This is a genomic window from Peptoniphilus asaccharolyticus DSM 20463 (assembly GCF_900176115.1).
In the GTDB taxonomy this organism is placed as follows: Bacteria; Bacillota; Clostridia; order Tissierellales; family Peptoniphilaceae; genus Peptoniphilus; species Peptoniphilus asaccharolyticus.
This window is the reverse complement of record NZ_FWWR01000009.1, coordinates 1,062,659-1,077,317: the sequence shown is the minus strand read 5'-3', so window position 1 is coordinate 1,077,317 and position 14,659 is coordinate 1,062,659. Positions and strand designations below refer to the sequence as shown.

General features: G+C 32.7%; 15 protein-coding genes and 1 pseudogene. 5 read left to right on the top strand and 11 right to left on the bottom strand.

Features of this window, described 5'->3' with window-relative positions; all coding sequences use genetic code 11:
• Window positions 1–7: 7 nt before the first annotated feature.
• The 5 genes from B8869_RS06185 to B8869_RS06165 all read right to left on the bottom strand — a co-directional run bounded on the left by B8869_RS06185 (window position 8) and on the right by B8869_RS06165 (window position 4,553).
• Complete coding sequence (locus tag B8869_RS06185) at window positions 8–253, bottom strand: hypothetical protein (protein ID WP_084230779.1); 246 nt, start codon at window positions 251–253, stop codon at window positions 8–10.
• 305 nt (window positions 254–558) lie between these two features.
• A complete protein-coding gene (locus B8869_RS06180; RefSeq protein ID WP_084230778.1) occupies window positions 559–2,007 on the bottom strand; it encodes a sodium:solute symporter family protein in 1,449 nt (482 codons plus the stop codon).
• 142 nt (window positions 2,008–2,149) lie between these two features.
• The gene (locus tag B8869_RS06175) at window positions 2,150–3,022 is read right to left on the bottom strand and encodes an alpha/beta fold hydrolase (RefSeq protein WP_084230777.1); all 873 of its coding nucleotides are present in this window, start codon (window positions 3,020–3,022) and stop codon (window positions 2,150–2,152) included.
• Complete coding sequence (surE, locus tag B8869_RS06170; protein ID WP_084230776.1) at window positions 3,019–3,762, bottom strand: 5'/3'-nucleotidase SurE; 744 nt, start codon at window positions 3,760–3,762, stop codon at window positions 3,019–3,021. Before surE ends, B8869_RS06175 begins: the two co-directional genes overlap by 4 nt.
• An 8-nt stretch (window positions 3,763–3,770) precedes the next feature.
• Window positions 3,771–4,553: an MBL fold metallo-hydrolase gene (locus tag B8869_RS06165; RefSeq protein ID WP_084230775.1), complete on the bottom strand. Its 783-nt coding sequence runs from the start codon at window positions 4,551–4,553 to the stop codon at window positions 3,771–3,773.
• A gap of 167 nt (window positions 4,554–4,720) precedes the next feature.
• Between B8869_RS06165 and B8869_RS06160 the strand changes: the two genes are divergently transcribed.
• The 3 genes and pseudogenes from B8869_RS06160 to B8869_RS06150 all read left to right on the top strand — a co-directional run bounded on the left by B8869_RS06160 (window position 4,721) and on the right by B8869_RS06150 (window position 6,834).
• Window positions 4,721–5,068: a CidA/LrgA family protein gene (locus B8869_RS06160; RefSeq protein ID WP_144017948.1), complete on the top strand. Its 348-nt coding sequence runs from the start codon at window positions 4,721–4,723 to the stop codon at window positions 5,066–5,068.
• On the top strand, window positions 5,065–5,745 hold the full coding sequence (locus B8869_RS06155; protein ID WP_084230773.1) for an LrgB family protein: 681 nt from the start codon (window positions 5,065–5,067) through the stop codon (window positions 5,743–5,745). Before B8869_RS06160 ends, B8869_RS06155 begins: the two co-directional genes overlap by 4 nt.
• A 101-nt stretch (window positions 5,746–5,846) precedes the next feature.
• Window positions 5,847–6,834 (top strand): annotated as a pseudogene (locus B8869_RS06150) (IS30 family transposase).
• Between the two features lie 59 nt (window positions 6,835–6,893).
• Here the strand turns inward: B8869_RS06150 and B8869_RS06145 are convergent.
• The 4 genes from B8869_RS06145 to B8869_RS06130 form a co-directional block, all read right to left on the bottom strand.
• Complete coding sequence (locus B8869_RS06145; RefSeq protein WP_084230772.1) at window positions 6,894–7,544, bottom strand: DUF1361 domain-containing protein; 651 nt, start codon at window positions 7,542–7,544, stop codon at window positions 6,894–6,896.
• 8 nt (window positions 7,545–7,552) lie between these two features.
• Window positions 7,553–8,020 (bottom strand): signal peptidase I, encoded by a 468-nt coding sequence (gene lepB, locus B8869_RS06140; RefSeq protein WP_084230771.1) that lies wholly within the window; start codon window positions 8,018–8,020, stop codon window positions 7,553–7,555.
• A gap of 170 nt (window positions 8,021–8,190) precedes the next feature.
• Window positions 8,191–10,080: an ABC transporter ATP-binding protein gene (locus B8869_RS06135; RefSeq protein ID WP_084230770.1), complete on the bottom strand. Its 1,890-nt coding sequence runs from the start codon at window positions 10,078–10,080 to the stop codon at window positions 8,191–8,193.
• Window positions 10,073–11,803, bottom strand: coding sequence for an ABC transporter ATP-binding protein (locus B8869_RS06130; RefSeq protein WP_084230769.1), 1,731 nt, complete (start codon window positions 11,801–11,803; stop codon window positions 10,073–10,075). The genes B8869_RS06135 and B8869_RS06130 overlap by 8 nt, the downstream gene beginning before the upstream one ends.
• Before the next feature lie 105 nt (window positions 11,804–11,908).
• Here B8869_RS06130 and B8869_RS06125 point away from each other — a divergent pair, with 105 nt between their 5' ends.
• Together B8869_RS06125 and B8869_RS06120 are read left to right on the top strand one after the other, a co-directional pair.
• On the top strand, window positions 11,909–12,133 hold the full coding sequence (locus B8869_RS06125) for a CDIF630_02480 family spore surface protein (protein ID WP_084230768.1): 225 nt from the start codon (window positions 11,909–11,911) through the stop codon (window positions 12,131–12,133).
• The gene (locus B8869_RS06120; RefSeq protein ID WP_084230767.1) at window positions 12,134–12,634 is read left to right on the top strand and encodes a phosphatase PAP2 family protein; all 501 of its coding nucleotides are present in this window, start codon (window positions 12,134–12,136) and stop codon (window positions 12,632–12,634) included.
• 46 nt (window positions 12,635–12,680) lie between these two features.
• Here B8869_RS06120 and B8869_RS06115 read toward each other — a convergent pair whose 3' ends face one another.
• Together B8869_RS06115 and B8869_RS06110 are read right to left on the bottom strand one after the other, a co-directional pair.
• Complete coding sequence (locus tag B8869_RS06115) at window positions 12,681–13,124, bottom strand: nucleoside deaminase (RefSeq protein WP_084230766.1); 444 nt, start codon at window positions 13,122–13,124, stop codon at window positions 12,681–12,683.
• A 563-nt stretch (window positions 13,125–13,687) separates the two neighbouring features.
• On the bottom strand, window positions 13,688–14,599 hold the full coding sequence (locus B8869_RS06110) for a hypothetical protein (RefSeq protein ID WP_084230765.1): 912 nt from the start codon (window positions 14,597–14,599) through the stop codon (window positions 13,688–13,690).
• Window positions 14,600–14,659: the final 60 nt, after the last annotated feature.

Genomic DNA, 14,659 nt, shown 5'->3' with positions numbered 1-14,659 from the left:
GTTTCACTTATTCGCAATCACATTCAGCTTTAGCAGCATCTTCTTGCTGTCTTACTAAATCTTCAGCATCTTCTTTTATAGATTCAAGTTGGTATCCAGCTTCTTTTTGAATTTTCATTCCACTAGCTACAGCATTAACAGCCATCTTATGAACAGCATCGCTTTTTAAAATCTTCTTAGCAATAAAAGCAGCAGCAACGCCACCTGCAAAAAAAGTGCCTTTGTCAGAACATAAGTATTTTAAGTATTTCATAGTACCCTCCTAAGATTATTATAATTTTATATTATTAAGCATATCATTAAATATTTAAAAAGACAATAAAAAATGAATTAAATATAGATAAGATAAGGTTTTAGAGAGATAAATATAAGCTATATAAATAATAAAAAATTATTAAATTATATAATTGAAGTTTGAAAAAGATTAATGAGAATAAAGTGGAAGTGATTTTGATAATTAGAAATTAGTAAATAAGGAAATGAAACGAGAAAAAATTTCTAAAAAAAATAATAGATAATTATTAAAATAAAAAAAGCAGTTTATAAACTGCTTTTTTATTAAAAATCTTCTGTGAGATTAGTGGTTTCAATTTTAGGTGGAAATAGTTTACTAAATACTACAAAAAATATAATTGATATAAACAGAGCTGGGATTATTGAATTTAGTTTGTAATTTTTTGCAAATTCAGAAAGTACTGGAATATATTGGAAGCCAAGTACTACTGCTGAACCTGTGATAAGAGATGCAATAGTTCCTGCTTCAGAAGACTTTGACCAATATAACCCAAAAATATAAGGGAAGAAAGAACCAGCAGCTCTAAGGGTAAATGAAAACATTAGAATTGAAATTATAGATTTAGTATTTGTAAATGCTATAAACCAACCAAATATTCCTACTATAACCATGGTTATTTGTGTAGTTCTCATAACTTTGTCAGAAGACGCATCTTTATTTAAATATATTTTATAAATATCATTTGCAAAGATACTACCAGCACCTAACAAATCTGAATCAGCTGAAGACATTGTGGCAGATATAATACCTGCGAAGAGTAGTCCGACTATTATAGCTGGCATAGTGGTCATAGCCAAATGTGGGAGAGCATAGTAAGCTCCATTTTTTAAAATTAGAGATTCATCTAGTTTACCCATATTAATTAAAGATAAGGTAATTATACCTAGTATAGTTGGTATAAAAGCGTATACAAAATTTATTATTGCAGATATTATAGAACCTTGTACAGCAGCTTTGGGATCTCTAGCAGCATAATATCTTGAAACAGCTTCTTGTCCAACAGTAAAAGAAGCAATATACATAATTATTAAAGAAATAATTTCAACAGGGCCAACACCTTTGAATAACTGGAATGTTTCAGCAGGCACATTTGCTTGAACCATTTCAAAACCACCAGCTGTATTTAAAGCAAATGGTACTGCAATGATCATACCTACGACAATTAAAAAGACTTGAACAAAGTCTGTCATAGTTACGGACCAAAGTCCACCTAAGACAGAGTACACAGTAACTACTAAAGCTACTATAGTTACAGCTACTTTATAATCCCAACCAAGCATTACGGAAACTATTGTAGAAGATGCTATAAATTGAGATGCAGTAAGCCCGATTAGAGGTAAGAGCATTATTATAGATGTTATAAAGCCGGATTTTCTGCCGTATCTTCTTCTAAAATATTCAGGGACAGTTTTTACTTCAGACTGTCTAAACTTTGGAGCTAAAAAAGATAATATTATAAAAGCAATTCCCATAGTAGTTACGTACCAATTAGCATCTATACCCCAATCTCCAAAAGATTTTTCAACAACACCAAGGGAAGAACCTCCACCAATTTCAGTAGCAGCAAGAGTTCCTGCCATAAGTAACGGTCCAAGTCTACGGCCTGCTAACATAAAGTCTTCGTTTGAACTGATTTTTTTAGAAGAGTACCAGCCAATAAATAGCATTATTAACATATATACAACAACTATTGAGATAACGATTACTCTCATATAAAAACCTCCTTTTATTTAAAATTTTATCACATTACTATAAAGCTTTACAAATAGTTTATAATTTTTATAATTTAAGTTTTAAATATATGTTGATTTGCAATAATTATTAAAATAAAAAAGCTCCTTCTAAGGAGCTAAATTAATTTTCTAAAAATTTTAATACATATTCGTATACTTTTTGATTTTCTTTTTCGTTTAGTATTTCATGGCGCATATCTTCAAAAAGTTTCATTTCGACATTAGGTAGATATTTTAAATATCTATTAAATACTTTTTCAACACCATGATGTGCTCCGACGACATCGTCTTTTCCAGAAATCAAAAGTATTTTGTCAACATTAGCATTTTTAAAAGTATCTTCTCTTTGAATTAGCGATAAAATTCTTCCTAAGAATTTAAAACCACTCGGATAAAACTTAAAGCCACAAAGAGGATCTTTTTTGTAATGCTCTGCATTTTCTAAATTGTAAGAAATCCAATTCCCACCATCGGCACTTTTTACGAAACTACCTGTGGTAAGAGCGCTCAGAAATTCACTTCTGTGCTCTTTTCCAAATATTTTTTCGTCAATGCTAGCAAGAGCGTAGAGTAAGTTTGCAAGAAATGCTGGTGTGTTTCCAGTACCCATTATAACGGCTTTTTCAGTCTTGTATTTGTAAATATAGTAGCGAGTTATAAATGAACCCATTGAATGACCAAGTATATACACTGGCACATTGTAGGTCTTTGACAAGTGTTCATTTAGGTAGTGAACATCTTTTATAACGTGAGATATTGTATCTCCATCGCCAAAGTCACCAAGTGTTTTTGAAGTTTTACCATGTCCTAAGTGGTTTTCACCAGCCACCAAAACATTGTGAGCATTTAGAAATTTGGCAAAGTCTGCATATCTTCCAATATGTTCTTGCATTCCGTGCACTATTTGTAAAGCGAATCTTGGCTTTTCGCATTCCCATATTATAGATTCGACATTGTCAATTCCGTTTGATGAAGGGTAGTAGAATTCTTTCATAGCATTTTACGAATATTGTCCATTAATTTTTCGTCAGTAAGCTCATATAGAAGAGGTGTTACTGTGGCATATCCATCTGCAAGTAGACATCTATCTGTGTTTTCTGGGCATTGGTATTCATTTCTTCCACAAAGTGAAAGTGTATATCCATTGTCAGTTTGAACTTTGACATATTTATCCATTACATTTCCGCCTATTTTGGCAACTTTTATTCCCTTTAATTCTGAATAGTCAAGTGATGGAACGTTGATGTTGATTACTTGAACGCTATCAAGTGATTTATGAATTTTGTCAAATATTTCTATAGCAACTTTGGCTGCTGTTTCATAGTTTGTATGACCTTTTAAAAATTCTGCTGATACTGCAAAGGAATTAATTCCATACACATTGGCTTCGATTGCAGCTGAAACTGTTCCTGAGTATAGTATATCCATTCCGGCATTATATCCGAAGTTGCAACCTGAGAAACAGAAATCAAATTTTGTGTCTAGAATGTTTATAGCAGCTCTTACACAATCAGCTGGAGTGCCTGTAACAGAGTAGCAAGGTATATCTAATCCATCTATAGTAACTGGTGATATGATAAGTTCTTTTTGGAGTGTTATAGAGTGGCTCTTTCCTGAATTTTCTTGAGTTGGGGCAACAATTGTAACATCATGTCCTGCTGCTATAAGTTGTCTGGCAAGTTCTTTTATACCCGGAGCAAAGAAACCATCGTCGTTAGTTAGTAATATATTCATTTTTCCTCCTAAATTTCATGTAGAGAAACCTCATCACGAGGGGAAACCTCTAATTTGTAATCTACTCCGTCAATTATTGAATTTTGACTTAGTAAATCTCGTACTGTATTTGAAGCAATTGTATGAGTGTTGTTATCTTGTGAAAGATGGGACAACATTACAATTTCATTTTTCTTTTTGATAAGTCTATTTAAAATCTCTGCTGCATTGTCATTTGAAAGGTGACCTCTGGTTGAAGAAATTCTGCTCTTCAAACTCCAAGGGTAAGTTCCATTCATGAGCATATCGTAGTCGTGATTAGATTCTAAATAGTATATATCTGAGTTCTCCATTGAACTTAAAAGTTCAGGGTTCACATGGCCTGTATCTGTAACCACGCTGATTTTTTTGTTTCCATTTACTATAAAACAAGTCCCATTAGTGCAATCGTGGAACGACTGCATCGGCTGGATATACAAGTCTTTAAATTGGAATGGTTGACCGTTTACAAATGTGTATGCATTTTCAGCTGCAATTTCTTTTGTAACCGGCTGCATAGAACGCATGGTTTCGATGGTTGAGAATACTTTTATGTTGTGCTTACGAGATAGAACCCCAACGCCTTTGGCATGGTCTATATGCTCATGAGTCACAAAGATTGCATCCACGTCTTCAACTTTTTTATCTATGCTTTTTAACAACTCAGTAATCTTTTTACCCGAATGTCCGGCATCTATTAATATTTTTGTGTTTTTATATTCTATATATTGGCAGTTCCCTGATGAACCGCTCGAAAGTGAGCAAAATAACATTTTAACCTCCGTAGTTAATTCTAACATATAGGGTAGGACTTAAAAAGTGAGAAAGCTACTCAATAGCTAAATTTAATCTAATAAATATGAGAAGAGTTTGATTATGTACTTTAAAATAAAAGACAATGGAAATAAAATATTATATAATAAAGAAAGAGGTGAGATGATTGAATTATCTAAAGGAATTTTCAATCTTGCTCGTATGTCTTCTTATGGGCGTGGTTGTGAATTATTTTTTTAGTACTCCTATACCTATGGTAGTTTGGGGTATGATTTTTTTATTTTTAGGGCTTATTTTTAAAGTTGTAAAAGTAAAAGACGTTGAAGAAACTTCGAAAGGATTGTTGAAGTATTTTGCTTTCTTCTTTTTACCGGCTGGAGTGGAGATAATGAAGGAGTACAAGAGTATGGATGGGAAGGCTCTTGAACTTGTCATAGTAGTGAGTATATCTACGATAATAACTTTGGCTGTCACAGCTCTTGTAGTGGAGTTTGTAATAAGGAGGTTGAAATGACAAATAATCCGTATTTTGGAATTTTACTTTCGTATGGATGTTACTTAGTTGGGGTGAAAATAAATCAAAAATTTAAGACGCCTGTTTTAAATCCACTTTTGATTGGAATAGTTCTGACTATTGCAGTGTTAGTTGGATTCGGGATTGATTTTGAAACTTATAACATGGGTGCGAAATACATTACATTTTTAATTGCTCCTACCACAGTTGCATTGATGGTGGAGTTGTATAAGAATTTGGACATATTAAAAAAAGACATTGTTCCAATTATTGTTGGGATAGTAGTTGGCTCAATTGTGGCGGTGTCAAGCACATTGATACTTTGTAAGGTGTTTGGTCTTAGCGAGAAACTTACAACATCTTTTATACCTCACGCAGTGACTACAGCTATAGGGATGCCGTTGTCTGAGCAAAATGGAGGAAATCCTACGCTCACTATAATAACCATTATGCTAAGTGGGATATTGGGAGCGACAATAGGGCCAGTTATCTTAAAAGTATTGGGAATAAAGAGCCCTGTTGCTAAAGGAATTGCAATAGGAACAGCATCACACGCAGTTGGAACTTCTAAAGCAAATGAGATGGGAGAAATTGAAGGTGCTATGTCTGGGCTTTCAATAGGCTTAGCAGGTCTTGTAACAGTGGTGCTAATGCCAATAGTATTAAAATTTTTATAGATAATTTATCATAACAAGTGCAACATAAATAAACTCATAGCTAATCAGCTGTGTTAATATGTAAGTGACCAAACAAAACATATTAAAAGGAGTGATTAACTATGAGCTATAACCATCTTACCATAGAAGAAAGATCTTGTATTTACCAATTTTTAAATTTAGGAATGAGTATAAGGAAAATTGCACAAGCACTTAAAAGGTCACCTAGTACAATATCTAGAGAAATTAAAAGAAATTCATCTAAGATAAAAAGTTAGTAGGGGAAGTTACACTAAGTACTTTCCGATAAAGGCAAATGATAAATATATTGATAGAAGAAAAGACTGCCATAGAAAAAGTAAATTTTCTAAAGATGTTATTGATTATTTAACTGTAAAGATTAACGAACATTGGTCCCCTGAACAAATATCAAATAGAAACACAAATGAGATTCATGAATTACCATCTACATCAACGATATATAGAATGATACACGCCAAAAAGCTGCCAAAAACTAGTATGAAAAATTTGAGAAGAAAAGCTAAATTTAAAAGGCCAGCAGAAAAAAGAGGAAAATTCAATGATAAAGGTAGAACAATTAAGAAAAGACCTAAAGAGATATACAGAAGGCAAGAATTAGGCCACTGGGAAGCAGATACAGTGGAATCAGGCAGATTAGATCATAAAAGGAAAAGTAGATGTTGTTTCGTAACTTTAGCAGAAAGAAAATCTAGATATTATATAGCAATCCTAGTTGAAAATAGAAAGTCGGAAAGCGTAACACCAGCAATAATAAATGCATTAAAAGATTATCCAAAAGAATTAGTAAAAACAATAACCTTTGATAGAGGTAAAGAATTTTCAGAATTTGAGAAAATAGAAAAAGAATTAGGATGCAAAACTTATTTTTGTGATCCCTATTGTGCATGGCAAAAAGGTACAAATGAAAATAGTAACGGACTTTTGAGGGAGTTTTATCCTAAGGGTATGGATTTATCAGAAGTGAATATTGATGAATTAAATTATAACTTAAGTTTAATGAATAATAGACCTAGAAAATGTATAAAATATAAAACACCTAAAGAAGAACTTTTTGGTCTCTTACCATAGGTGTTGCATTTGATTTGACAATTCGTCTATAAGAAAAGGTGTAGGTTTTGGCCTACACCTTAATTTTGTTTCATATTGTATAGAGTTAGCATTATTATAAAATGAATTAAGGCAAAAGCTCCAAGGAGATAGTAGTCGTTGGTGCTTATGTCTTTTAGAATATTTGATACAATGGTATGAATTTTTAAGACATCCCAAGAATTAAATCTTAAAAATCTTCCGATGTATACCGCAATAGAAGTGCCGGCAGAAGCGATTACCAACATAATAAGCTCTGCAATTTTATGTCCGTGGCATCTGATAAGCTTTAAAATATTTACAAAGGTTTCAAAGCTCAAAACCATGGAAAGTGTTATAAGACACACTTCAGTTCCAAGTTTTATCCAGTTTATAGCTTCCATAACATACACTACTTCTCCGCCAATTATTTTGTAGTAGTCTGAAGTTCTTATGTGTATGAAGTCGGTGAACATGTATATTGCATTTGGATAGAAGATCACAGATACAAAAAGTCCAATTAGCACAAACAATGCACTATCTTTTTTAGAAAGTGTAAATCCACTTACAACATAAGGTATGAATGAAAGACCGGCGTTGAAAATTAAATATCTTTTATTGATGTTGAAGTAAATGATGACTGATGATATTGCTATGTAAATCAAAATATAGATCATAAGTTTTTTTAAAGTTGAAGTTGTTTCTTTATTCATTTTAGCTCCTAAAATATTTTAAATCTCACTTTAGCTACAATATCTTTTTGGGTAATTGCTCCAAAGTGTCTTGAATCACAACTGTTATTGCGATTGTCTCCAAGCACAAAGTATTCATTTTCTAAATGGATGGAGTTTTTATAGTAAATAGGTTTTTCTTTTATGTATGGCTCTTCTAATATTTTTTCATTGAGAAATATATTGTCATAGTCTATCTCAATTCTATCACCGGGTAGTCCGATAACTCGTTTTACGTAGAGCCTATCTTCTTCAGGAGGTCTTAAGACGATTATATCTGAGTGTTTTAATTTTGTTTTATCAAATATGGTGCAGAACAGTATATTTCTGTGGTGCAACGTATCTTCCATGCTCTTGCCACTCACAAATGATATATGAAATATAAATTTGCGTATTAAAAGGGCTAGTATAAAAGCAACTAAGTAGGCTTTATAGTCCGATGAAAAATTTGTAAACAAAGTAAAACCTCCTTTTGCATATTATATCTAATTATAAAATAGTGAACAACTTTAAAAAAAGCAAAAAGCCTTGGCTTCCATACTGGAAAAGTCCAAGACTTGTTTGTAGGTTACCTAATAAGTTTACCACACAACATTAAATTAATGAAGAGTGGATTTTAATTTGTAAATTATTTTTCTAATTCTTCAAGGCCACCTGTGTAGAGTTTGTAGTAAGAGCCTTTTAAAGCCATCAACTCTTCGTGGTTACCTCTTTCAATTATTTTACCGTGAGACAGAACAATTATAGCATCAGCATTTTTTACAGTTGAGAGCCTGTGTGCTATGACGAAAGTTGTTCTGCCTTTCATTATTTCGTCCATAGATTCTTGAACAAGACGCTCTGTACGAGTGTCTATTGATGAAGTGGCTTCGTCCAATATCAAAACAGGTGGGTTATATATCTCTGCACGACCTATCGAGAGAAGTTGTGCTTGACCTTGGGACAAATCATTTGTACCGGAGATTACGGTGTCATATCTATCTTCAAGTTTTTCAATAAAGTCATCGGATTGAGTTTTCTTTGAAGCCTCTATAACTTCTTGGTCAGATGTTTCGGGTCTGCCGTATTTTAAATTGTAATTCACGGTTCCGGTGAATAGATGAGTGTCTTGCAGTACCATACCCAAAGCGCTTCTTAGGTGAGGTTTTTTAATTTCTCTAATATCTATTCCATCGAAAGTTATTTTACCAGAGTCTATTTCATAGAATCTATTTATTAAATTTGTGATTGTAGTTTTTCCGGCTCCAGTTTCTCCAACGAATGCAATTTTTTGTCCGGGCTTAGCATAGAGAGATATATCTTCTAATATTTTGTTTTCACCATCATAAGAAAAATCAACATTGTAAAATCTGATGTCTCCCTTAACTTCAATAAATGGAGAATTATCTTCACAATTTTTCCAAGCCCAACGTCCTGTTCTCTCCGAACACATTTTAAGTCCGTTTTCTCCTTCACAAACTCTAACCAGTTCGTAAATTCCATCATCTGTTTCTATTTCTTGATCGAGCAGATCGAATATTCTCTTAGCCCCTGCCAAAGCAAGAATAACTTGGTTCATCTGTTGAGAGATATTGTTTATTGGTCCTGAAAAAGATCTTGATAGTTGCAAAAATCCAACCAGACCACCAATTGTGAGACCATAGTTTCCGCTAAGAGTCATTAGCCCACCAACCGTTGCTATAAATGCGAATTGTAAGTTACCTATATTAAAAATTATAGGGAGCAAGTATAGAGAGTATCTATTGGCGAGCATTGTATTTTCAGTTAGTTCTTCATTTAAAATTTTAAAATCTTCTATAACTTTATCTTCACGAGAAAATACTTTTACAACTTTTTGACCCTCAATCAATTCTTCTATATATCCATTTGCCTTGCCAATTGAGTCCTGTTGTCTTGTAAAGAACACAGAACTCTTTCCTCCGACGAAATTCATAGATAGGAATAATAGTACTATACATACCGCTACTACTAAGAACAGCATTGCTGAGGAGAGTATCATAGCTGTTATGATAACTATAAGCGTGAGCAGTGATGAAAAGAAGTTTGGCAATGCGTTGGTAAGCATCTGTTCCAAAACTTGAGTATCACTTGTGTATCTACTCATTAGGTTGCCGTGTGAGTTTTGGTCGAAGAATGATATAGGCAATTTTTCCATGTGTTCAAACATACTGTTTCTAAGATCTCTTATAATCTTCTCGGCTATATTTATCATAAGTCGAGAAGCTGATAGAGTTGAGAAAGTTCCCATGAGGAATATAAATGCATATAGAAGTATCAATCTAATAAGCGGTGAGTAGTCAGGTGCTCTAGTATTTAACATAGGAGTTATATAGTCATCAACTAAAGTCTTTATGAATATAGATTGTGCAACAGAAACTACAGAGCCGATGGACACAAGCAATATGATAGCTACAAATTTAATCTTAGATTCATTAAATAGTATCTTCATAAGCCTTAAGAAGGCCGCTTTGTTTTCAGGGGTGTTAATCTTTCCATGAGATTGTCTATTCCTATGCATCAAAGTCACCTCCTATTTGAGTTTTGGCTATATCTTGGTATACCTCATTTGCATCTAAGAGTTCTTGATGAGTTCCAATTTGATTTATTCGCCGCTTGTCAACCACTATGATATAGTCTGCATTTTTTAAAGAATTAATTCTTTGGCTGATTATTATCTTGGTAAGGTCAGGTCTGAATTTGTTCAATCCATCTATTATTTTCTTTTCAGTTTCATTATCCAGAGCAGAAGTTGAATCGTCTAAAATTAATATCTTAGGATTTTTTAGAAGCGCTCTTGCAATGCTAAGACGTTGTCTTTGACCACCTGAGAAATTTGCCCCGCCACGTTCAACTTTTGTGTCATAACCATTTTCTGTATCCATAATAAAATTATGAGCTTGAGCGAGCTTTGCAGCTTCTTGAACTTGGTCTAAGGTGGCATTTACATCTCCCCACTTCAAATTGTCCAAGATAGAACCTGAAAACAGAGTGTTTTTTTGTAACACGACTGACACAGCATCTCGCAAATTTTTTAAATTATAATCTTTTACGTTTATCCCTCCGACGGACACAACACCGCAATCAGCATCATAAAGTCTAGGGATTAAACTTATTAAAGTAGATTTTGAAGAGCCTGTTGGGCCTATTATCCCCACGCTATCGCCAGAAGAGATTGAAAAATTAATATCTTTTAGAACGTATTTTGAGTTGTCGTGCAAGTATGAAAAACAAACATCATTAAATTCTATACTGCCGTCTTTTACTTCGGTTAACCCACCAATATTTTTATCAAGGCTGGTCTTGGTGTTTAGAACTTCAACCACTCTTTCTGCAGAATTTCTCGAAATGATGAATTGAACTACTACAAAAGATAACATCATAAGAGAAATTTGAATTTGAACTGCATAATTAATAAGACTTACAAGCTGTCCTGTAGTGAGAGTGCCCTCCAAAATATGTCCAGTTCCGAAGTATGCAATTAAAAGAGAGGCAACATAAGTTGAAAGCATCATTATAGGCATTACATAAGCCATCAATTTAGAAACTTTTGTATACAGTTTGAATAATTTTTTTGAAAGGCTATGGAATTTTTCAATTTCGTGGTCTTCTTTAACAAAACTCTTAACCACTCTAATTCCCAAAAGATTTTCTGAAACCATTGTGTTTAAATCGTCATAGGTTTTGAAAATTTTCACAAAAAGAGGGTGGGCATGGCTGATGATATATGCCAATCCAAGAATTAAAACGGGAAAGGTGAACATAAATGTAAGAGATAGAGAAAGATGTATATTAAAACTCATAATCATGGCAAAGATAAGTAGAAGCGGTGCTCTTAGAGCGAGTCTGTTTGTCATTTGATAAGAAGCTTGAATATTTTGCACATCGGTTGTCATTCTTGTTATAAGAGAACCAGTAGAAAATGACTCTATATCTTCAAATGCAAAGTCTTGAATGTTTTTAAATATTGCAAATCTTAAGTTCTTAGCGAGACCGGCAGATGCCTTAGTTGCCAAGTAGCCTGAAATCATTCCGCTTATAAACGCTATTACAACGGTGATAATTAAATATATTCCATATTTTATAATGTCATCTTTTGAACTCAAACGGATGCCTTTGTCAATTATTAAACTCATTAAATAAGGTATTAGAACATCCATTGTAATTTCTATGACAACAAAAATAGGACAAAGTAAGGAATATATTTTATATTCTTTAACGTATGAGACAATTGTCTTTATCATAAAATTCCTCCTGTCTTGTCGATTAATATATTATACCCAATTATTTTTTGCACAAGTGGGTATACATGATAAAGTAAGAAAGTAAAAGTAAAGTAGGAGGATATTATGTCAGAAAATAAATTTGAAGAAATGAGCACATTGTCAGAACAAAGAAAAAAGGAAGTCTTAGCAGACTTAGAACAATCAAAAGCAATTCACAATGAAAACAGACCTGCAACAGATGTGTATGCAAAGTCTAAGCACAAAGATGGAGAAACAGGTGTAGAAACACCAACAGAAGCATCTGTAGAAGAAGCTAAGAGATGGGTAGACGAGGAAAATCAAAGATAAGTGGAGCTTAATATTTTAAAAGCAATAGAAACTTTACAAAATCCGATTTTTGATAAAATTTCAATATTTATGGCTCAACTTGGAACGGGTGGAGCCATATTTATTTTAATTGGATTGTTGTTTCTGATGTTTAAACAGACTAGAAAATTAGGAGCAAATATCCTGATAAGTTTAGTCTTGTCAGGATTGCTTGGAAATTTGTTTTTAAAACCTCTTATAAACAGAGTGCGACCATACAACGCAGTTGGTAGAGCAATTTTAGTTAAGCCATTAAAAGATGGTTCTTTTCCATCTGGACATACATACTCAGCATTTGCAACAGCATTTTCAGCCCTCTACTATAATAAGAAATTGGGAGTAGGATTGCTTGGGTTTGCTGCATTGATGGGATTTACAAGACTTTATTTATTTGTGCACTATCCGACAGACGTGCTCGGAGGAGTGGCACTGGGATATGTGTGTGCAATAATGGCAAAGAAGATATCTGATAAATTTATATAAAAGTTTAAAGCATATTAAAAAGGGTTCTACTAAGTAGAACCTTAAATTATTTATTATTTTCTTTTCGAATTGTTTTAAAAAAATCTGAAATTATTTCAGAACACATTGGGTCATCTAAAAACTCAACTTCAGTGGTGTGATTCAAACCAGTAAGCAGATTTATATTACTCCCACAACATCCAAATCTTTGGTTGCGTGTACCGATGTATAATTTTTTTATTCTAAAATTAATTATAGCTCCAGCGCACATACAACAAGGCTCTAAAGTTGAATACATTATACAGTCTTCAAGATGGTAAGTGCCAAGAGTTTTGGCAGCATTTTTGAGTGCAAGCATCTCTGCATGAGCAGAAGCATCTAAGGTTTTTTCCTTTTGATTGTATCCACGGCCCACTATTTGATTGTCTTTTATAACTACAGCACCTATTGGCACATCACCAAATTCAATAGATTTAGCCGCAAGATTTAGCGCCTCTTTCAAAAAATTCATATAATCACCAAAGTTATTTTACACAATAAAAAAATATTTTTCAAAAAAATAAAAAAGTTTTTAAATTGTGTTTAATAATAAATTTAGGGGGTATATTAGAAGTACATCGGAAGATAAAATACTTTATACCGAGCCGATGCTGAACCTTTACAATTCCATCCAACTTGAGAAAAAAATCGCGAGAAGCGTTTATATAGATTGAACGCAGAAGGTGTGTTGAACAGTAAAACTTTATTCTTTACAAGAACTTAAGAGTCGGGTTTTTGTTAACAAAAAGAATTTAGAATTATTATTTGACCTTGAGTTAAAAAATTTTAAGTAGACTGTAGAATATTTAAAAATTAGGTGAAAAGTTAAGGACGCAGAAAGGGAGTTGGTAAACAGTGATAGAACCAAAAATAATTAGTTGGATGGATTTAGAAGGTTAGAAAAGATAGTTGTTGAAATTATTTGATGACTATCTTTTTTTGCAGATAATTTATGTAGACCGGAGTTAGTCATACAATAATTAAGAAGTACATCTTTTAGTAGAAGATTTTTAGAGATGTACTTCTTTTTTTATTTTATTTAAATTTATTATCCCTTACAATTCCAGAGAGCATATCTCTGCCTGCAAGCATCTTTTTAATATTTTTTACATCCAAAATTATAACTTCGTGTTGTAATAATTCATCTTTGGACTCTTCAAGTAGAAAAGAAGAGTTGATTACTAACACTGTTTTTAAATCTCTAAACATCCCTTCGAATCTTTCGATCATATTCAAAACATCTTGGTGATGAATTTTTTCTTGTGAATTATATGGATGTAGTTCAATAGCATATTGGTTAGAACCTTTTCTGGCATATAAATCAAATCTTTCGCTGGTTTCAAAATTTTCTTCGTATTTTGCAACATGATAGCCATTGTTTTTAAGCGCTAATGTAACCAATTGTTTTGAGGTCAGTTCATTATCTAAACTCTTAAGAGCCATTAGCAAGTTGGTTGGATTTATTTTAAAAAATGCAGTGCACTTCTCTTCGTGTTTAGTTACTGGCTTGTAATCAAAGCCAACAATCAAATCTTCTACAATATTAAAATACCCATGGGCAATTGCGTTTCGTATGTGCCTTAAGACGGCGCTGGTTTTGGTTTCATTTTCACCCTTAGTCATTACAATTTTTTGGGAGTTGGTGCATACGCTATGGAGATATACTTTTTCTATTTCTTTTGGAATTTCTTCGGCAAACCAAACATCTTCATCTCTTAGTTTCATATACTTCATAATTTCAAGAAAAGTAAAATCATCGTATAAAATATTTGAAACTAATTCATTTTCACGAGACTGAATTGAGGCGATATCTGGCACATACCAAAGTAAGTATTTAATAGCATCAATTAAATCAGGAGACATTTTTAACGGTATGTCATCATGAATTATGTTATATGAAATTTTATTTTTACAATTATCTATTTCAAATTTTTCAGTAAGTTCCATAAAATCACCTCTTCTTATTATAACCTAAATATAAAAAAACCCACAATTAAGTGGGTTTTA